This window comes from Bacteroides sp. 2_2_4 (genome assembly GCF_000157055.1).
GTDB classification, from domain to species: domain Bacteria; phylum Bacteroidota; class Bacteroidia; order Bacteroidales; family Bacteroidaceae; genus Bacteroides; species Bacteroides ovatus.
Window position 1 is genome coordinate 94,539 of sequence record NZ_EQ973356.1, and the last position, 21,406, is coordinate 115,944.

General features: G+C 44.9%; 16 protein-coding genes. 11 read left to right on the forward strand and 5 right to left on the reverse strand.

Annotation, left to right across the window (positions count from 1 at the left end):
* Positions 1-46: 46 nt before the first annotated feature.
* From BSCG_RS23745 to BSCG_RS23730, 4 genes are all read left to right on the forward strand, one after another.
* Positions 47-2,056 carry a transketolase family protein gene (locus BSCG_RS23745; RefSeq protein WP_008774882.1) on the forward strand — a complete coding sequence of 670 codons (2,010 nt, stop codon included), beginning with the start codon at positions 47-49 and terminating at the stop codon, positions 2,054-2,056.
* Complete coding sequence (rpiB, locus tag BSCG_RS23740; protein ID WP_004297448.1) at positions 2,056-2,490, forward strand: ribose 5-phosphate isomerase B; 435 nt, start codon at positions 2,056-2,058, stop codon at positions 2,488-2,490. Before BSCG_RS23745 ends, rpiB begins: the two co-directional genes overlap by 1 nt.
* A 150-nt stretch (positions 2,491-2,640) precedes the next feature.
* The gene (locus tag BSCG_RS23735; protein WP_008644036.1) at positions 2,641-3,657 is read left to right on the forward strand and encodes a methylcobamide--CoM methyltransferase; all 1,017 of its coding nucleotides are present in this window, start codon (positions 2,641-2,643) and stop codon (positions 3,655-3,657) included.
* A 50-nt stretch (positions 3,658-3,707) separates the two neighbouring features.
* On the forward strand, positions 3,708-4,385 hold the full coding sequence (locus tag BSCG_RS23730) for a vitamin B12 dependent-methionine synthase activation domain-containing protein (protein WP_032842165.1): 678 nt from the start codon (positions 3,708-3,710) through the stop codon (positions 4,383-4,385).
* Between the two features lie 80 nt (positions 4,386-4,465).
* Here the strand turns inward: BSCG_RS23730 and BSCG_RS23725 are convergent, their stop codons facing one another.
* The 5 genes from BSCG_RS23725 to BSCG_RS23705 form a co-directional block, all read right to left on the reverse strand.
* Entirely contained in the window at positions 4,466-6,037 is a 1,572-nt protein-coding gene (locus BSCG_RS23725) for a sodium:solute symporter (RefSeq protein WP_004307311.1), read from the reverse strand.
* 127 nt (positions 6,038-6,164) lie between these two features.
* Positions 6,165-7,976 carry a corrinoid protein gene (locus BSCG_RS23720; protein ID WP_008644033.1) on the reverse strand — a complete coding sequence of 604 codons (1,812 nt, stop codon included), beginning with the start codon at positions 7,974-7,976 and terminating at the stop codon, positions 6,165-6,167.
* Positions 7,977-8,120: 144 nt separating this feature from the next.
* Positions 8,121-10,367, reverse strand: coding sequence for an alpha-xylosidase (locus BSCG_RS23715; protein ID WP_008018084.1), 2,247 nt, complete (start codon positions 10,365-10,367; stop codon positions 8,121-8,123).
* Positions 10,368-10,519: 152 nt separating this feature from the next.
* Positions 10,520-12,379, reverse strand: coding sequence for a right-handed parallel beta-helix repeat-containing protein (locus tag BSCG_RS23710; RefSeq protein WP_008774884.1), 1,860 nt, complete (start codon positions 12,377-12,379; stop codon positions 10,520-10,522).
* A gap of 111 nt (positions 12,380-12,490) precedes the next feature.
* Positions 12,491-12,970, reverse strand: a complete 480-nt coding sequence (locus BSCG_RS23705; protein WP_008021882.1) for a DUF456 domain-containing protein — start codon at positions 12,968-12,970, stop codon at positions 12,491-12,493.
* A 254-nt stretch (positions 12,971-13,224) separates the two neighbouring features.
* Between BSCG_RS23705 and BSCG_RS23700 the strand changes: the two genes are divergently transcribed.
* From BSCG_RS23700 to BSCG_RS23670, 7 genes are all read left to right on the forward strand, one after another.
* On the forward strand, positions 13,225-14,982 hold the full coding sequence (locus BSCG_RS23700) for an AAA family ATPase (protein WP_008774885.1): 1,758 nt from the start codon (positions 13,225-13,227) through the stop codon (positions 14,980-14,982).
* A 171-nt stretch (positions 14,983-15,153) separates the two neighbouring features.
* Positions 15,154-15,591 (forward strand): DUF6078 family protein, encoded by a 438-nt coding sequence (locus tag BSCG_RS23695; protein ID WP_004319314.1) that lies wholly within the window; start codon positions 15,154-15,156, stop codon positions 15,589-15,591.
* A 254-nt stretch (positions 15,592-15,845) separates the two neighbouring features.
* Positions 15,846-16,847, forward strand: coding sequence for a tyrosine-type recombinase/integrase (locus tag BSCG_RS23690; RefSeq protein WP_004314689.1), 1,002 nt, complete (start codon positions 15,846-15,848; stop codon positions 16,845-16,847).
* Between the two features lie 407 nt (positions 16,848-17,254).
* Entirely contained in the window at positions 17,255-17,626 is a 372-nt protein-coding gene (locus BSCG_RS23685) for a hypothetical protein (RefSeq protein ID WP_004314687.1), read from the forward strand.
* Positions 17,627-17,662: 36 nt separating this feature from the next.
* Positions 17,663-18,961, forward strand: coding sequence for a DUF3575 domain-containing protein (locus BSCG_RS23680; RefSeq protein WP_004314686.1), 1,299 nt, complete (start codon positions 17,663-17,665; stop codon positions 18,959-18,961).
* Positions 18,958-20,010 (forward strand): DUF5119 domain-containing protein, encoded by a 1,053-nt coding sequence (locus tag BSCG_RS23675; RefSeq protein ID WP_004314684.1) that lies wholly within the window; start codon positions 18,958-18,960, stop codon positions 20,008-20,010. Before BSCG_RS23680 ends, BSCG_RS23675 begins: the two co-directional genes overlap by 4 nt.
* A gap of 68 nt (positions 20,011-20,078) precedes the next feature.
* The gene (locus tag BSCG_RS23670; RefSeq protein ID WP_032849313.1) at positions 20,079-21,362 is read left to right on the forward strand and encodes a fimbrillin family protein; all 1,284 of its coding nucleotides are present in this window, start codon (positions 20,079-20,081) and stop codon (positions 21,360-21,362) included.
* Positions 21,363-21,406: the final 44 nt, after the last annotated feature.

Here is a 21,406-nt window from a genome sequence, read left to right on the forward strand (position 1 = left end):
TTATCTTTGCGAACAATCTGACAGAAATCAATTAAATTTTAATGATATGAACGATAACAAACTTATGAATCGTGCAGCGGATAACATCCGTATTCTTGCTGCTTCAATGGTTGAGAAAGCCAATTCCGGTCACCCGGGTGGCGCCATGGGTGGTGCTGATTTTGTAAATGTACTCTTCTCTGAGTTTCTAGTATACGATCCTGAAAATCCCCGTTGGGAAGGACGTGACCGCTTCTTCCTCGACCCGGGCCACATGTCTCCGATGCTTTATTCTACGTTGGCATTGACAGGAAAATTCACACTGGACGAGCTGAAAGAATTCCGCCAATGGGGAAGCCCTACTCCGGGACACCCTGAAGTGGACATCATGCGTGGCATCGAAAATACTTCCGGTCCGCTGGGACAAGGACACACTTTTGCAGTAGGTGCTGCTATCGCTGCCAAATTCTTGAAAGCCCGTTTCGACGAGGTGATGAATCAGACCATTTACGCTTACATCTCTGACGGTGGTATTCAGGAAGAAATCTCTCAAGGTTCCGGACGTATTGCCGGTGCACTGGGACTGGACAACCTGATTATGTTCTATGACTCCAACGATATTCAGCTTTCTACAGAAACGAAAGACGTAACCGTTGAAGACACTGCCATGAAATATGAAGCATGGGGATGGAACGTACTTAGTATCAACGGTAATGATCCTGACGAAATCCGTGCGGCAATCAAAGAAGCACAAGCTGAAAAAGAACGTCCGACACTGATTATCGGTAAAACCGTAATGGGTAAAGGTGCACGCAAGGCAGACGGCAGCAGCTATGAAGCTAACTGCGCTACACACGGTGCTCCTCTCGGTGGCGACGCTTATGTAAATACAATCAAGAATCTGGGTGGTGATCCTACTAACCCGTTTGTTATATTCCCGGAAGTAGCCGAACTGTATGCAAAACGTGCAGAAGAACTGAAGAAGATCGTTGCTGAAAAGTATGCAAAGAAAGCTGCATGGGCGAAAGCAAACCCGGAACTGGCTGCAAAACTGGAACTCTTCTTCTCGGGCAAAGCTCCGAAAGTGGACTGGGCTGCTATCGAACAGAAAGCAGGTAGCGCTACTCGTGCTGCATCTGCAACCGTATTGGGCGCACTTGCTACACAGGTAGAAAACATGATCGTTGCTTCGGCCGACCTTTCTAACTCTGACAAGACTGACGGTTTCCTGAAAAAGACTCATTCTTTCAAGAAAGGTGATTTCAGCGGAGCATTCTTCCAAGCAGGTGTATCTGAATTGTCAATGGCTTGTATCTGTATCGGTATGTCTCTCCACGGTGGTGTGATCGCTGCTTGCGGTACATTCTTCGTATTCTCCGATTACATGAAACCTGCCGTACGTATGGCTGCTTTGATGGAACAACCGGTGAAATTCATCTGGACACACGACGCATTCCGCGTAGGTGAAGACGGTCCTACTCACGAACCGGTAGAACAGGAAGCTCAAATCCGCCTGATGGAAAAACTGAAAAACCATAAGGGACACAACTCTATGTTGGTACTTCGTCCGGCTGATGCAGAAGAGACAACCATTGCTTGGAAACTTGCTATGGAAAATATGTCTACTCCGACAGGATTGATCTTCTCTCGCCAAAATATTGCCAACTTACCGGCAGGAACAGATTACGAACAAGCAGCTAAGGGTGCTTATATCGTAGCAGGTTCCGACGAAAATCCGGATGTTATCCTGGTAGCTTCAGGTTCTGAAGTGTCTACATTGGTAGCCGGCACAGAGTTGCTTCGCAAAGATGGCGTGAAGGTACGCATTGTATCTGCTCCGTCTGAAGGTCTGTTCCGCAACCAACCGAAAGAATATCAGGAAGCTATCCTTCCGGCAGATGCGAAGATTTTCGGTATGACTGCCGGCCTGCCTGTCACTCTTCAAGGTCTGGTAGGTTGCCACGGTAAAGTTTGGGGATTGGAATCTTTCGGTTTCTCTGCTCCTTATAAAGTATTGGATGAGAAACTTGGATTTACTGCCGAGAACGTATATAACCAAGTAAAAGCAATGCTCTAATGAAAACAATCGGATTAGCATGCGACCATGCCGGTTTTGAACTGAAAGAATATGTTCGCGGCTGGCTGGAAGCAAAAGGCTGGGCTTACAAGGATTTCGGAACTAACTCTACCGCAAGCGTAGACTATCCGGATTATGCTCATCCGCTGGCTCTTGCAGTGGAATCGGGAGAATGTTATCCCGGTATCGCTATCTGCGGCAGTGGAAACGGAATCAATATGACGCTGAACAAGCACCAAGGGGTTCGTGCTGCTCTCTGCTGGAATGCAGAAATCGCACACCTAGCTCGTCAGCACAATGACGCTAATGTACTGGTTATGCCGGGACGCTTCATCAGCACTGAAGAAGCGGACATGATTTTGACAGAGTTCTTCTCTACCAAATTTGACGGTGGCCGTCATCAGAATCGTATTGATAAGATTCCGGTAAAATAAAGCTCGAAGATAAATCAAATAGGTGTAAAGCTGCCCTTCAGAAAGAAGAGCAGCTTTATTTTTATACCGGTATCAGATTTTATCATATACGAGATTACAAAAGAGGGGTAACTTCGTCTTTATTACAAGACGATATTAAAAACTAAAATTATGGGTAGACTGAATATGAAAGAATGGATCAGCCAAACGATCCAACGTAAGGAAACGATTGCAATTCCGATCATGACACATCCGGGTATCGAGTTTATCGGGAAAACGGTGCATGATGCAGTGACAAACGGGCAGGTTCATTATGAGGCAATCAAGGCTCTTTGTGGCAAGTACCCGGCGGCGGCCGCAACCGTCATCATGGATCTGACGGTAGAAGCGGAAGCTTTCGGGGCAGAGATTATCTTTCCGGAAAATGAGGTGCCCAGTGTATCCGGTCGTTTACTGGCAGACGAGGCAGCTATTGAGAAACTGGAGATTCCGGCATTAAACAAAGGAAGAATCCCGGAATATCTTAAAGCGAATATGCTGACAGCCAGAAATATTACAGACCGCCCGGTTTTTGCCGGTTGCATCGGTCCTTATTCGCTGGCCGGACGTTTGTATGATATGTCGGAAATCATGATGCTGATTTATATCAATCCCGAAGCAGCCAATACGTTGTTAAGAAAATGCAGTGATTTCATCACCCGCTATTGTATGGCATTGAAAGCAACCGGTGTGAACGGTGTAATCATGGCTGAACCTGCTGCGGGATTGTTATCCAACGAAGATTGCCTGCAATATTCTTCTTTATTTGTGAAAGAAATAGTAGAGAAGGTACAGGATGATCACTTTGCCGTAGTACTTCATAATTGCGGAAACACAGGGAATTGCACGCAAGCGATGGTTTATACCGGTGCAGCCGTTTACCACTTCGGGAATAAAATTAAGATGGAGGAAGCGTTGAAAGAGGTTCCGACCGATGCACTGGCAATGGGAAATCTGGATCCGGTGAGCCTTTTCAAGATGGCAGGTCCGGAGACTATGAAGGAAGCGACTTTGCAACTATTGGAGGCTACCCGTGCATATCCGAATTTCGTATTGTCAAGTGGTTGTGATATTCCGCCACATACGTCTTCTATTAATATAGACGCATTTTATACTGCATTGGAAGAATTCAATAAAACACAAGTTTAATTCTGTGTCCGCAGGATTACAACAACCTATATATTTCAATGCATCCACCAATGGTTGAACAGGAGCTTACTTATCAAAAACTGCAAATCCCATCATCTGATATTTACGAAGCGATGGGATATAAAGATTCTATGCCGGATGGAATGGTCATAGAAGAAATAAATACGTTACTTGACCGTATCACTCCCCTCCTCCGTCCCTGTTTTTTCTTTTTCCTCACTGACGGACTGCTTGACACTGAAAAAGCAACACTGACTGTAAAAGATACGGTTCTCTCAATCGGTAAAACCATTGCCCGCCAACTACGGGGTTCGGAAGCCTTTGCCTTTTTTACTGCAACTGCCGGAGTTGAATTTGAGAAGTTTCAACATCTGCTTCAGCAAGAGGACGACATGGTGAAAGTATATATAGCAGACTCATTAGGGAGCATCATTGCAGAAAAGGCTGCTGATTGCATGGAAGAGAAGTTGGCTGCATTTATCGAAAAGAGAGGTTGGAAGCACACTAACAGATACAGCCCCGGCTATTGCGGATGGCACGTATCGGAACAACAAAAACTATTCTCCTTATTTCCGGTCGCTTCGCCCTGTGGTATTCAGTTGACAGATTCCAGCCTGATGATTCCCATCAAATCTGTAAGTGGTATTATCGGAGTGGGTTCTCATGTCCGTAAGCTGGAATATACTTGCGGGCTGTGTACGTACGAAAATTGTTTTCGCAGAAAATAGTTTCACCACAGAGGACGCAGAGGACACAGAGTCTTTTATTATTAGATAATAATCTCTGCGTCCTCTGTGGTGAATAAAAACTAGTGGCCATTGAAGAAGATGTAAAGCCCGATCATAGTCACAATAAGTAATCCCCATAGGATAAGAACAATTCGTGCAGGTTTGTCCTCTATCTTTTCCATATTCAAGGTTCCCAGTTGCGGAGACTTATCCCACAGGCTGACTACTATCATGCCTATTCCGATGATAACGAATAAATAGAAAGAAAGCAGCATAAAATGAGGCCACGCATTATATTGTTCGGCCGGAAATACCCATAAATACAAAATTCCCACTCCGATACTGAACACAGTTCCCAATGTCAGAGCCATATTAGCAGCCAGCGTAGTGGTGCGTTTCCAGAACACGCCAAAGAGGAATACGGCTGCCATCGGAGGAGCTATAAATCCCAATACAGACTGGAAAACATTAAATAGATTCAGCCCCTTAATGCTATCGATTGCTATGGTTATTATGACAGAGATCAGTGCACCGACTACTGTAACCACTTGTCCCATCCTGATAATCTCTCTTTGCTTGGCCTGTGGTCTGATTTTCTTCACATAGATATCCATTGTGAATACCGTACTTAATGCATTCAATGCAGAGCCTACAGTACTTACCAACGCTGCTGTCAGCACAGCTAGTACTAAACCGACCATCCCTACCGGAAATAAATGAGTCACCATTGTCATGTAAGCCTCATCGGGATTTTCCAATTGTGGAAATAAAGCGAGGCAGATAATGCCGGGAAGAATGTAAAGAGGTACATCTAATATTTTCAACCATCCGGTAAAGTTGGTTCCCATCTGTCCTTCTTTGAGATTCTTGGCAGCAAGAACCGGTTGCACCATCGACTGATCCGTACACCAAAACCAAACTCCCATAATAGGATAACCCAGGATAATAGGTAGCCAAGGAAAAGCCGGGTCATCATTTGGATGGAAAAGATTCCAGTAATCAGCCGGAACGGCATCCACCAGTGCTCCTACACCACCTACTTTATAGATTCCCATGATAGCCAGTGTGGCTGATACTACAATCAACAGTATCATTTGATATACATTCGTGTAGGCCACAGCTTTCAGTCCGCCGAGCATCGTGAAGAAAGCGGAGATGACAAGTAACAGCAATGCCGATTGCCACATAGGAATATCGAAGACCTGACGGATCAGGACTCCACCGGCAAATAAAGTCAATGCAAGCCATGAAATAAGAATGGTAATAATGGTATACCAGGCAAGGATGTTACGGGTAGATTGTCCGAAACGTTTTCCCATAAATTCGGGCAATGTCGTGATGCGACTACCCAAATATCGGGGAGCAAAGACAAAAGCAAGCAGACATATAAAGACAAATGCATACCAGGCATAATTCCCCGAAACAATACCGGTAGTAAATCCGGCACTTGCGGAAGCTATCAACATGGAAGGTCCCACATTCGTCCCCCACATGGAGAAGCCGATATGATACCACTTCAGCGAATTCTCCGCAAGGAAAAGACTACTCCCCTTTTTTCGTTTAGAACTTGCCCATATACCAATAGCTATCAAAATAAGGAAGTAGGCAATCAGAATACTCCAATCTAATGTCTCTAAGAATTTCACATGCATAATTCAAGTATTAAATAAGTAACGTAAGTTTAAATCTAATTTTCTTTAGGCAAGGATTACATGGATTTCACAGTTTTAATAGGCTATGTAATTAAGAGCCGTGTTGATCCGTGTAATCCGTGCCTTTTTATTCTATTTTTTTATTTCCAATCAGTTCTTTGGCAACTGCTACGGCTGTATTCGCATTATCACTATATCCGTCCGCACCGATTTCGTCAGCAAACCCCTGACTGACGGGTGCTCCGCCAATCATCACTTTCACCTGATTACGAATACCGGCCTCTTCCAATGCCTGAATAACCTCTTTCATATACGTCATGGTAGTAGTCAACAATGCGCTCATGCACAAGATGTCAGCATGGTTTTCCTTCACAGCTTCCACAAACTTGTCACAAGTCACATCAATACCAATATTTATGACTTCAAAGCCGCACCCCTCCAGCATGGAAGCCACCAGGTTTTTACCAATATCATGGAGATCTCCTTTCACTGTACCGATGACAATCTTACCGATTGTAGTGGAAGCACTTCCTGCCAATAAAGGTTTCAGTAGCTCCAAAGCCCCTTTCATGGCACGTCCTGCCATCAACAGTTGGGGAACAAAAGCCTTTCCATCCTGGAAACGTTGTCCCACTTCGCCCATTGCTTTAATCATATAATTATTGATAATCATTGGGGGTGCTATTCCTTCCGCAATGGCTTGCCGGGTGATTTCAACCGCAGGTTCCAGTTTCCCGGCAACAATGGCTTCATACAGAGGTTTCAGTTTATCCTCTTGCTGGTGTTGTTCTTCCCGTATACAAATACGTTCCTGTCCGGTAGTTGCCAAGTCGGCATCCTGTTGATGTTCATTGGTATTTACAGCGGTAGAAGAACCGGTATATTCTTCAACAATCCGCATGGCCTGTTCCACTTCCTTTTCGTTATGGAAATCCATTTCCAAATGTACACCGTCCGCGCCGATATGATCCAATAGGGGTTTTAGTTCGTCTAATGTCACCCAGCAAGCCATCACGCTCTTTCCGCCTGCCAGAATCTTCTTATACAGATCGTACCATTTGGGAGATCCTCCTTGTGGTTCGCCCACTCCGGGAGTCCATTGAATCGCATTCAATTCTTCAATTTCAAGCAAGGCAGGCAGGTGATGCATAGCTCCCACTCCATCCAGATGATAAAGGGTATAATCAATCTTCTGACATTGTTCACGAATAAAAGGTTGCACAAACCGGCGATAATCATCCTGACTAATCATGGTCGAAATATCACTTTGCAGTTTACTCATCTTTCCGGGAGCCCAGGACGAGAAATAACAGAATGCCATCTCGTCGCCTTCACGGATGATGTCGTATAGTTCATCAAATACTTTGAAGTAGATGTCGTTGATTTGCTGCATCTGTTGTTCCAAGATTTCGGGCTGCATCACTGTGTCCAGTAATACCCTATCCGTTCCTTTCAGTGCGGCCAGAACATCCAGTCCTTCCATCAGGTCGGGCATACCGACAAAGTAGTGTCCGTTGGCTTTCGCTTTGCAGGCTTTCAGGAGTTCTTTATGAAGAATCCAGTTCGGGTGTTCGGGGTTAAAGACTATTTCATCGGTGAAATCCGGGTTGGGATGAATCCAAATGGTGTCTTCCCCGCCTTCAAACACTCCGCCTAAAATGGCAGCTAGAGAACCGGGACCCAGTTGGGTATTCGCAACCGGAAGAATATCCGCTTTCAGACTGCTGTGCGCTACGTACCAGTCCAGATATTCAGCTCTCCATTGAGGGTCGAACCATTTTTGCGACAAATCTTTTGCCGGTGCGGGAGGCATTATCTCTGCATGTGGTTGCACTCCTTCCTGGAAGTGCTCCCACATATTGAGAATGATTCCTTTATGGTTCCACCAATTTATATAACGTTGTTTTGTTTCTTCTAAATTACTCTTCCATGTTTTCATACTCTGCCATTTTTTATTTATTCTACTCAAGTTTCGGAAGTAATTTATTAGGTTGAAAGCCTCTTGCTATATAGCGTAAGGTATCACTCTACGCAATATTATGTAAGCCTTTCAGGCTACTTACAAAACTTGAGTTATTTCTATTTATCTATTCCAAAATCCTTTATAATCATTATCTATGCGTAAAGCCATGCTCTTGCTTAAATCCATTTCATCCGTACAGTCCACGTCTTCCGGATAGATGGGGATCACGGCATTTGCACGCACATATACGGGCATTTCTTCCAATGGAACGTATACGTCTTTCAGCCAGCATGCTCCTTCCAGACGTTCTCCCGTAAAGAAGTTCACCCATTTTCCTTCGGGAAGATAGATATCCCGACGGTTCTCGCTGTTCATCACCGGAGCTACCAGGAAATCATTGCCGAAATAGTATTCATCATCTATATGCCAACAAAGTTTATCTTCCGGATGATGCAGAATGAGTGCCTGCAAGAGCGGATAGCCGCTTTCTATGGCTAGTTTACTTTGTTCTACGATGTATGGAATGAGCGAATAACGCAATTTCCACCACTTTTTCACCAACGGAGCTATGGCCGGATAGTGCCAGGGTTCACGCTTATTGGTTCCGTGATAACGGATATGCGATGTGAATACGCCGAATTGAGTCCAACGCATGTACACATCATCTGCTACTACCGAGTTCATAAAATTGGGCAATGTATGGAAGCCGGGAACATCATGGCTCCAAAAAGCAAATCCCGACAGACCGAAATGCAGACCACCTTTCAGAGAACCTGCCATTCCATCCCAAGAACTACAGGAATCGCCTCCCCAATGCAAAGGATAACGCTGGCATCCCGCCCATGCGGAACGTGCCCAGACAATGCCGTCACCTGTCACTTCTTTCGTAATTTCGTAAGCAGCCTTTTGATAAAGCAGGGCATACAGGTTGTTCAACAATTCCGGCTTCATACCTTTATAGAGGGCGTCCATGTGAATGTTTTCACCGAAATCGGTTTTGATACAGGTTACTCCCATATTCAGGAGTTGTTTCAATAGTCCTTTGTACCATTCGGTTGCTTTCGGATAAGTAAAGTCGATTGTTCCGGCATAATCCAGGGCGGAGAAGTTGGAACCATCGGTCGCTTGTTGTTTGGTCAATGGGGCTATATAATCATTGGCTCTGGCTTCATCAATCTGCTCTGCATTTTCCGCAACGTATGGAAGTTGCCATAAAGAGACACGATAGCCATTCTTTTTCAACCGTCCGATGAATCCTTTCGGATCGGGGAACCGTTCTTCATTGAATTTCCATTCGCAGAGCCAATCGGTACGGAACCAGCCCGTATCCAGATGAATTACATCACAGGGATAGTGTTCGGCACGCATGCGGTCGCATATTTCGTCTACTTCATCGGCACTGAAATAAGTCATACGGCTCATCCAAACGCCAAAACTCCAAAGAGGAGGCATAGACGGATAGCCGGTCAGGTCACGATAACCGCGAAGAATATCTTCCATCGTATCACCGCCTATTACGAATACATCAAGCAATGCCTGGTCGCTTAGAAACTGTACGGAACGGGTGGAATGTCCGGCCAGCGAGAGCTTGCTATGAGCACATGTATGGTAGAATGTTCCATACATGCGGCTGGATAGATAGAAAGGGATATTCTTATAAGTACGCCGGTTATTGACTCCTTGCCCGTCCTGGTTTTTCAGGAAGAAAGTCTGTCCACTCAAGTCCATTTTAAAGAAACGTTCTCCGGTTCCGGCAAAACATTCATCGGGCTTACATTCAAAAGAAAGCGTTGCACGTTCTTTCCGACCGTCGCGTTTGCAAAAGGCAACAGGTAGCGCATCGTAGCGGGGAGGCGAAAAATGGTCATAGGCTGACAAGCGGATTTCACGCTTTCCGTCAGGGTATAAAGTGATGTCAAGCGTTTCTTGAGGGTCGGGAAGCAATTCGCTCCATCGGTCTAATAGAGGCTCTTCCACATTGATAACGGCACGCTTCGTTCCGTCCTCCGTCGAAAGAATCCATTTTCCTTTTTGTTCTTTTATAAACAGGGGCACTTTCTGAATCCGGTCACTGAATTGTAGCATTTCCGACTCATCTGTCAGTACATAATCACCGAAGCCAAGAAACAGACGGGTGATGCCGATGTTATACTGACGGATGATTAACGTGTATTCCTCCTGGGGAACATCGGTATCCGCCATCATATCGTTAGCCAGCTTTTGCTTCTGAAAGGGAACTGTTACGTAAATATCTCCTTCCTTTTCATAAACAGCCGTTGGCTTGTATGCTTTCCAAAGCGACTCATTCCTTGATAACTCGGTATCGAAATCAAGGAAATCAAATAAATGGTAATTCGTTGGTTTCATCTATTTTATTGATTAAATATCGTTTATTGATTACTATAATTATCATATTAGTTTGAATGATTACCATAGTAGTCTAGTTCTAATGATTATTACACTTGTTTATTGATTGCTATACTAGTACATTGATGACTATGTTAATCCATTGATTTGTTTCAATCTTGCTTTATTCTTCCGGCTTTGTATTTAATACTGTCCGCCACTTGAGGGCCGTTATTCTTCCACACGTTCTTTTTCCCGGGGCGGTTCGAATCAAAACGTTCAGTGGGACACCAGTTGTTTTCCATTGTATATCCGTCCGTAGCTTCATCCAGATAGATATAAAAAGCACGGTCATTCGTAGCGTAGGGGGCTTCGATTAAATGTTCGATCCGGTTATTTCGCATGACGGAACCCGGCTGGTTGGAAAGAGTATACAGGCCGCCTGCATCGTATAGCCGACGGGCAAAGTGATGTACATAGTTTGCTTCTATCCGGTTATTGCACATTCCGCTCTCCAGCGATGTCCATCCCCAGCCTACACAAATCCCTGAATAGTTCAGATGGCAGACTTCATTATGAGAAATATCCATGTTTCTGACATATCCGGCGCCGATACCTACACATCCCCAGTCTTCATTAGTCACATTACTGATGAAATTGTTTCTGATAGTAATATGGGAACATAATTCCCGTACGTCAACAGGAATAAAAGGGACGTGCGTCTCAAATCCTCCGTCCGGAAACGCGCCGACCAGTAAAGCCGTTCCTCCAATATCCGTAAATTGACAATCTTCGACGCTCGATGCTGTGACTGCCCATTCATAATCCAGTCCGGTGGATGATAAATGACGGAACGTGCAATGCTTGAAATCAATATGTTCGGCACCTTTTACACGTATCGCTGTTTCGGGACGGGTGATCCAGGCTTGGTTCTCCAGTTCCGCTTTTTCCGGAAGCCCCGGTTCTTGTAGTTTATAGGCATCCAATAAAGGAAATCCCCCTTGCAAGGTGACGTGCCCCTGAAAAGAAGGACGCATCCAGGAGGTATGCGCAAAAGTAATTCCGTTAAATTGTATATGTTTTACCGGACGAGACAATGTACCGTCTATGGTCACTAAAGTTTCCAAGGCAGGGATAATCACTTCAGCTGTTTCCATATTTTCGCCCGCCTGCGGATAATAGTAAATCGTGCCGGAAGGATATTCCTGGAACCATTCACCGGGTTGGTCCAGCAATTCCAGTGCATTGGTCAGGCAAAAGGAAGAATTTCCTTTCTCTCCTCCGATGACGGGTTGCGGCCAGGGATGCGCAAACTCCAAGTAACTTTCGGGTTCATGGAAGCGAACTACAGCTTGTCCGTCTTTCACGTCTATACTTTTCACGCGCAAAATAGCAATCGCCCAGCGTTGATGGACAATCATTTCCAGTTGACCGGCATTTTGTAGTCTATTCGGATTTACACTTTGAGAAACGGGGATCGTTATTGTCTGCTCTTCCGGATTGAAGTCAATCATTCGTTCCAATTCTCCGTCAGGAAATTGCGCAGCTCTTTGAACTTTATGACCGTTCACCCACATTTGCCGAGTTTCTACTCTTCTATTTCCTATTAGGGGAGCCTCTGCCGACCATATCTTCTGCTTTAGCTTTTCAGGAATTGCCGGATGATTACATCCACGCTTCCACCCCGTAACAGCAACTCCACCACTAATTACAGGGTGAGCACCATCTACTGCACAAATCACCGTTGGAGAATCGGGTGTCCCACTATCTTCCGGACGAAGAAACAGAGAATTGCGCTGGGCATAAACACCCTCTTCCAAACGAATATAAATTCCTCCGGCTACTTCCGGCCGATTCAGTCTACGCCATTCACGAGCCTGCTTGATTGCCCGGTTTAATGTATAAAACGGAGCTTCCTTTGTCCCGGGATTCTTATCATTCCCCTGCAGGGATACATAAATTTCTCCCGCAAAAAGCGAGGGAAACCACCCCAAGAAAATGATAAAAGAAAGATAAATAAAAGTCTTTTTCATGGTACTACCTCAATGTGCTACTTCAATAAAGACGAACACACATCGATTTAGTACTCTATGTAAAGGCAATAGATAAGTTATTCTTACGAATGTTTTACAACATCAAATAGGTTACCGAATAAGACCTATGATAAATTGATAGCAAAAATAACCGCAGACAACGAACTTCAGTAAAGTTCCGAATATAAATCCGAGTAAAGAGCCCACACCTGATTTGAGTGCCTGCGAGAACTCTTTATTTCCTAATAGTTCACCAATCACCGCCCCTAGAAACGGACCGAGAATAATGCCCCAAGGCAAGAAAAGAAGACCGACAAGAGTTCCTATGATACATCCCCAATTACCCCATTTACTACCGCCACTATATTTACTTCCCAGCATCGGAGTGAAATAATCTAATACCTGCAAAACAGCTACAATCAATAACCATACGATTAATTGTGTCGTAGAATATTGTACCTTATCCGTGAAGTGCAGAATGACCAACCCCACATAAGCAATAGGCGGACCGGGAAGAAACGGCAGAATACAACCTGCTAACCCGGCTATCATACAAAGGGCACTAATTACGATCAAAATAATGTCCAACATAGTCTCTTCTTTTTTTAGTTCTGCACAAAAATACAGTATCTTTCAATATATACAAGCTAACCTCGAGAATTATTTCCGCCACTTCACTGCTGTTTCAGAATAGCTTTGTCAGGTCTGCAGTTCTTAGTGTGAATGAGTTTTTCCAATACTTTTTTGAGGATGCCTCGTACCCAACAAGAACTTTTACTATCTTTGTGTCGTTAACGCTATTAATAAGCAAGTTATAAAATAAGAAATCAGCAGGAGGACAGAAGATGGATCCAATGGAATATATAGTACCCAACAGAAAGCGTTTGCCTTACGGCATGATGAACTTCGCAGTCATCCGCCGCGAAGACTATTATTATGTAGACAAAACCCGCTTCATTCCTATGATAGAGCAGGCAGACCGGTTCTTTTTCTTCATCCGTCCCCGCCGCTTCGGCAAAAGCCTCACGCTGAACGTACTGCAACACTACTACGATGTGCGTACCCGCGATAAGTTCAACGACTTATTCGGCAATCTCTACATCGGGAAGCATCCCACAGCAAACCGCAACAGCTATCTGGTGCTTTACCTCAACTTTTCAGGTATCACCGGCGAACTGAACGATTATCGAAAAGGACTGGATGCACATTGCAGCATTACTTTCATGAATTTTTGCAAGATATATGCCGACCTTCTGCCACCGGAGACACTAGAAGAACTACGCCAAGTGAATGGGGCCGTAGAGCAGTTGGACTACCTCTATCAAGCCTGCGAACGTGCCGGACAGAAAATGTATCTCTTCATCGACGAATACGACCACTTCACCAACGCCATCCTTTCTGATGCCAAAAGCTTGCACCGCTACACTGATGAAACGCATGGCGAAGGTTATCTGCGTGCTTTCTTCAATAAGGTGAAGGCAGGAACTTATTCCAGCATAGAGCGTTGTTTCATCACCGGTGTAAGCCCCGTAACGATGGATGACCTGACGAGTGGCTTCAACATCGGCACGAACTACTCACTTACCCCCCAATTTAACCAAATGATGGGGTTCACCGAAGAAGAAGTGCGCGAAATGCTGACTTATTATTCAACGAACAGTCCTTTCCGCCATACTGTTGACGAACTGATAGAAATAATGAAACCATGGTACGACAATTATTGCTTCGCGCAGGATTGTTACGGTGAAACTACCATGTACAACTCCAACATGGTGCTCTACTTCGTGAAGAATTACATAGATAACGGCAAAGCGCCACGAGAAATGATAGAAGATAATATACGTATCGACTATGAAAAGCTGCGTATGCTCATTCGAAAGGATAAGGAGTTTGCAAACGATGCTTCCGTCATTCAAACTTTAGTGAGTCAAGGTTATATCACTGGCGAACTGAAGAAAGGTTTCCCTGCTGTCAACATCACCAATCCGGACAATTTTATAAGCCTGCTCTACTATTTCGGAATGTTGACCATTAGCGGAATAGATAAAGGCAAGACCAAACTGACCATTCCGAACCTGGTGGTTCAAGAGCAGCTCTACACTTATTTGCTGAATACCTACAACGACGCAGACTTGAATTTCAGCAGCTACGAAAAGAGCGAACTTTCAAGCCAGCTCGCCTATGATGGCAATTGGCAAGCCTATTTCGATTACATTGCCGACTGCCTGAAACGTTATGCATCCCAGCGTGACAAGCAAAAGGGCGAATTCTTCGTTCACGGCTTCACCTTGGCCATGACTGCGCAAAACCGCTTCTACCGTCCTATCTCCGAGCAAGATACACAAGCGGGTTACGTCGATATTTTCCTCTGTCCCATGTTGGACATATATTCTGACATGAAGCACAGCTACATCGTTGAGTTGAAGTACGCCAAATATCGCGATTCTGAAAACCGTGTGGAGGAATTGCGTCAAGAAGCCATCGCCCAAGCCAACCGCTATGCCGACACGGACACGGTGAAACAAGCTATTGGCTCCACGCAACTACACAAGATTGTAGTGGTATATAAAGGTATGGAAATGCGGGTATGCGAAGAGTTATAATGAACAATCTCTTCACCCTTCACTTTTCCTTGTATTATCCTATCTATAAGCAGTTTATAGGTGAAGGGTGTTCCCTTCACCCATCCTTTCACGTTTTTTCTTTTTCAAATTGTACCTTTCCACAATAAAAGCACTACCTTTGTCAATCATGTATGTAATATACAATATAAAATGAACGACAATAAATTAAAAAACAAAACAGTCCCTTTCAACTACGCCCGCTGCTACAACGAGCAATGTCCGAAAGCTTGTAACTGCCTGCGTCGGGTGGCTGCACTTCTCACTACCGCTGACACGTCCTACATCAGCATCGTAAACCCAATGTGTATTCCGGCCACCGGAATTGACTGTCCCCACTTCCAAAACGCAGAAAAGATACATGTGGCATGGGGTATCAGCCACCTGCTGGACAACGTACCTTATAAGGACGGAACAAACATCAAGCAACAACTGATCGGGCATTTCGGAAAAACGCTTTACTATCGCTTTTATCGCGAAGAACGCTTCCTAAGCCCCGCAGACCAAAACTATATCCGCCAGCTTTTTCGCCGGAAAGGTATCACCGAAGAACCGGTCTTTGACAGTTACACGGATGAGTATAATTGGTAAAGCTGCGTTCTAACTAGTTTCCAGCCTGCTGAAACTTTTTGTTTCAAGCGCTTGAAACAAAAAGTTTCAAAGGGTGAAACGATTCGTTTCACACCGAGAAACAAACTGTTTCACTACGGGAAACCATTCGTTTCAAGGTATGAAACAAAAAATGGAACTAGTTGAAACATCTTTTGTTTTCTTCGCCCATAAAATTCTTTATCTTGCATCCATAAACATTTCCCCAGTAGGTCTGTTTCAAAAAAGACCGCGGGATGCGGAAATTAAAATTTAAATTTATGGATAAAGAAGAAAAGAATGTTGAGATGGTGCATCTGTCACCATACATGAAGTCGGTCATTGAAAGGTTGACGGCAGACAAAAAACGCCCGGCAGTACATACTTATAATGCCACGCTAAACTCTTTTACGAAGTTTTTCGGCGGACAGGGCACAGAAGAAATGCTGGTAACGGACGTTTTTACGGCAGGCAAGCTGAAAGAGTACGAAGCATGGCTGCGAAGCAGAAATGCAAGTTGGAACACGGTTTCCACCTATATGCGAGTGCTTAAAGCGGTTTACAACAGGCTCGTGGAAGCAAAGCGCCTGACTTATGATGCCAGACTGTTTGATAGTGTATATACAAAGGTGGAGGCACAGTCCAAACGGTCGCTTACAGAAGAGCAAATGAATACATTACTGCACACGGATTTTGAAAAATTGCCCGAAGACGTACAAAATGTACTCGCTTATTTTCTGTTGATGTTTCTTTTCCGTGGAATGCCATTCATCGATATGGCCTACCTGCGCAAACAAGACCTAAAGGAACACTGTATCACCTACTGCCGTCACAAAACCGGAAAGAAAATGGTAGTACGCATTCCGCATGAAGCAACTGCTCTGTTTGAGAAATGCCGGAACAAGAAAACTGATTCCGGTTATCTCTTTCCTATTCTTGACGAAACAACAGAAAACGACAAGAAACTATACGAGAATTATCGTCAGGCTTTACGCACATTCAACCGCAAGCTAGCCAAAATGGCCGCATTGCTGCTCCCCGGCACTAATATCAGTTCGTACACCGCACGACACACCTGGGCAACACTAGCCTTTTACTCAGGCATTCCCATCGGTATCATAAGCAAAGCCCTGGGACACTCGTCCATCAAGGTAACAGAAACTTATCTGAAACCTTTCGAAAATGAAAAGGTAGATGCCGCAAATGATGAACTGATAATGTCGGTTGTAAAACGTTCTAAAGAAAAGATAGTAGCGTAAACGACCAAATAACAACAGATTAGAAGAGAAACTATTACTTACCAAGTAACGGAAATACCAGTCTGAATTACTTACCAAGTAACGGACGTTTTACGATGCAAAGTAGTGAATATTTCTTCATATATCCAAATATATATTGTAAAATCTTCTTTTATTTTCAATATTAAAGAACTATATACTGACACAAAACCTGACAAAACAACATATTATCACGACTATGCTTCTTAAGGGCATACGCCCCCAGTTCATTTCTGTACTCCAAAAATGAAACATTCTTTCATGCACTTTTCCCGCCAGAAAAGTCTTTCTATTATAAATCAAGCCTACGAAAAAACGCTTTTCACCGCTGCTTAATTATGAACAACAGCCGTTACTTGGTAAGTAACAGATAAATTAAAACGCAAAGTATGTTAACACAAGCCACACAAGCAGCAATAGCGATCCTGCATGATATTTCTACAGGTATCTACTTCCGTTCAGCCAACTTCCGGTTTACAGAGGAAGAATGGGAAAATCTGTTCCATAAATTAGAGGAAGGACATATTATACGATTGTTACCGAACTGTGAAGCAAACATAATATCATCCTACGTATTGTGCCGCTCCTTGAACGACCTTTCCTTATTAGATATACTTGAAGCATTGGGCGAACCTATTTATTGTATCCGCCCTACTCCCGAATCCCTCTATTTGCAGAATATGCAAGTCGCTCAAAAGACAGGCGTGCTCAACCAGGTTACGCGGATGCTTCTGACAGGAATCAAAATATCCGACTGGTAACCGTATAGTACACATAAAAATGACACACATCAACTTATGAAAAATAAACCTACATATTTAAAACGCCTCGCTTTTCTTTTCGGTTTACTATTATCCCTTTCTGCTGATATCTTTGCACAGAAGGGGCATACCGAAGAAATTTCTGTCAAGCCTGCCTTGCTTTATTTCCGCTTTGACAAAGCTTTGGTAGACAGTGGCTATATGGACAATGGACGCACATTACGCCGTTTAGATGAACTTTTCTCGGACAGTATTCCGACCGCACGGATAGATTCAATATACATACTGTCTTTCGCTTCGCCCGAAGGTGTTCCGTCCTACAACAACCGCCTGGCAATGCGGCGTTCTTATGCGGTGAGGAATTACCTGATATGGAAATATCCCCACCTCGACAAGTGCCGTATCCTTCCGTGTCCGCAAGGTGAAAACTGGCAGGAATTACGCCGTATGATAGCAGAAGACGCGAACCTGCCCAAACAAAAAGAAGTGTTGCAAATCATTGATTGCACACCGGAAACGGAAAAGCGCAAGGCGCAGTTGAAAAAACTGGATAATGGTATTCCCTACCATTACATCCGCCAAAAGATATTACGCTATTTGCGCAATGCTTCCATCTGTACGGTCAAATTATATGCCGATACCCTGCCGGCTCTACCCGAGCCTGTCTGTGTAAAGCCGGAATACCAACGGCAAGAACCGTATGCGCATAATCTGCCAAATCCCTTGACAGAAGAAACAAGGCGAACTATGGAGCAAGTCCGACAGCAGGAACAGCTTGCAAAAAATAAACGCCCGCTATTTGCCTTGAAAACGAATCTTCTGTTCGACGTCGCCATGATGCCGAATATAGAAATAGAAGTCCCCATCGGCAAACGTTGGTCCATAAATGGTGAATATATGTTCCCGTGGTGGCTGTTCGACGGCGACAAGTACTCCATGCAAATCCTTATGGGCGGTCTGGAAGGCCGCTACTGGTTGGGAAGCCATCAGAAGCGCGAGAATAGCGAAGTGCTGACCGGGCATTTCTTCGGGTTATATGCCGGAGGAGGTAAATACGACCTTCAGTGGAAAGAGAACGGTTATCAAGGAGAATTCTTTATTGCTGCAGGCATCAGTTACGGCTGGGCAACACGGATTGCACGCAATCTGCACTTGGAATTCAATATAGGTATTGGTATGCTACGTACCGATTACCGGCATTACCATGCACGGGACAACTACCAGACCTTGCTCTGGCAGGAGAATGGCAAATACACCTGGTTCGGCCCTACAAAAGCCAAGCTCTCTCTCGTCTGGCTGTTGAACCGTAAAGTGAGGAAAGGAGGTATAAAATGAGTGATAAGTGGTTAATAACAAGCAGCGGACAGCTACTGTTCTTCTGTCTCTTATGTGTTTCCATCCTGCTTGTCTCCTGCGAGCGTCGTGACCTGACCTACTATGAAGTATCGGAGATTACCCTAACTGCCGACTGGAATGATTCGGGATTGGACGACAAAGAGCAAAAATACGGTGCCACAGCCGTGTTCTATCCGCGGAATGGCGGCGAACCGAAAATCTTCATGATGGGTGACCGTTCGGGCGACGCAGTACGCCTGCCGATGGGAGTGTATGACATCATTGTCTTCAACCGTTCGTTCAACGATTTCAGCAACATTGCTTTCCGTGGCAACAGTTATGAGACACTGGAAGCATACGCCCGCAAAGTGGAGACGCGTGTGGACAAAAAGACACGTGTGGAAACACGCACAATCATTTCCTCACCCGATGAATTGGCGGCAGCCACGCTGGAAGGTTTCACTGTTACGGAAGATATGCTGGGAAATTATAGCCAGACCACCTACGGGCGGACGGCTCCTTCACGCTCGTCGGAAGAGACGCCGGACGGACTTTACCACCTTCATTTCGTTCCGAAAAAGCTGACCCGCGAAGTGTCCGCCGTGCTTCATATAGAAGGACTGAACAACATACGTTCAGCAACCTGCCGCTTGGGCGGGGTGGCAGAATCTATTTTCCTTGCAACAGGAAAAACATCCGCCAACACGGTGACGCAGGAGTTCACACCGTCAAATCCGGAATTCTCGCCCGGTTCTCCTTTCAACGGTACGTTGAGTTGTGAGTTTGAAATATTCGGTCTCAACGTTATTGATAACAACAACCTGCATCTGGATGCATTACTGGTGGATGGAAAAACTGAATTTGAAGGGGATTGTACCAACGTAAAAATAACGGAAAACGACGACGGAACAGGGAGCGTCACGCTTATTCTGGAAGCCAGTACTGAAAAAGTGCCGGACGTAAAACCAGAAGGAGGAGCCGGTTCCGGCTTTGATGTGGACGTAGACGGATGGGGGAACGAAATCAATACGGATATTCCCATCAATTGACTCTATAAAAATGAATGTGCAATAAATTTATTAATATATAAACAATGAAAAACTAAAGCTAAGAAACAATGAAAACGATTAACGCTATGATGTTATCGCTTGCGGCACTGACGATAGCAGGCTGCTCGCAGAATGAAGTGACAGAAATCAGTCCGGACGCTCACCCGCAGGTGGGATTCGGTGTGTACACAGGAGTACCAACCAGAGGTGTGGACATGACTACGGAAAGTATGAAGGATGATCCGACAGATGCCAATAAATATGGTGGATTCGGCATCATGGCCTACTTTACGGGACAAGATAACTTTGAAACTGTAAAGACCACGGTAACCCCCAGCTTCATGCACAACCAGATGGTAAAGTTTGACGGAACCAACAATGTCTGGACGTACTCTCCGGTGAAATACTGGCCGAACAGACAGAATGACAAAATTTCTTTCTTCGCTTATGCACCTTATGAGAGCGACTGGCAGAACGGCAGCAAATCAGGAGTAATCACCTCGGCAGCCACTGCTCCGGGTATCCCCTACATCAAGTTTAAGCTCAAAACAACGGACAAACTCGACAAGATGGTGGATCTTGTGGTTGCCGACCAGCGTGACAAAACGTATACGGCCGAAAATGGAGGCAAGATCAGCTTTACCTTCGAGCATACGCTCTCGCGTATCTCCTTCCGCGCACAGTTGGGAGCCGGTGACTTCGATGGTATGGACGGTACGAACAGTTTCGTTTATATCACCCACATGTGGATTGTAGGTACGGACCACAGTGCTGACGGCAGTAATCTTTCGCTGATAGACCCGGCATCGCCCGTTAATGCGAATTCCAAATTCTACACCAGTGCCAAATGGTCTGAACTTCACTGGAACTATGAGGCGGATGCCACTATTGCCCAGGCAGACTTCAGTCTCGACAAGATGCTGAACCTGGAAAGTCCGGGTATCGATATATCCACCCCCGCCGCAGGACATGACGCACGTACACAAGGTATCCGAATCACAAAAGCGTCACAAGGGACAGCAGAGAAGGCCGTTCCGCTTTTCAAGGATAAAGAGTACCTTTATCTGATTCCGGTAGGAGAAAAGAGCGGCACAGATCTAACCCCAAATAAGGGTTGTGCCAAAGGAGACATCAAGATAGGTTTCCATTACGATATCGTGTCCAAAGATGCGACTAATGCCGGCAAATTCATTGCCAGCCATGGGGAAGCTTTCATCGAGCTACCGGCAGGACACATGAAACGTAAGGAGTCTTATTTGTATACTCTGAAAATCAATCTGCATAAGATTGAGATTAGTGATGCTACGGTCACTCCATGGGAAGATATCAAAACGGAAGCAACAGTAGAATAATCAACCGCTGATTCCGGCAACCAAAGCCGGCACATCAGACCGGG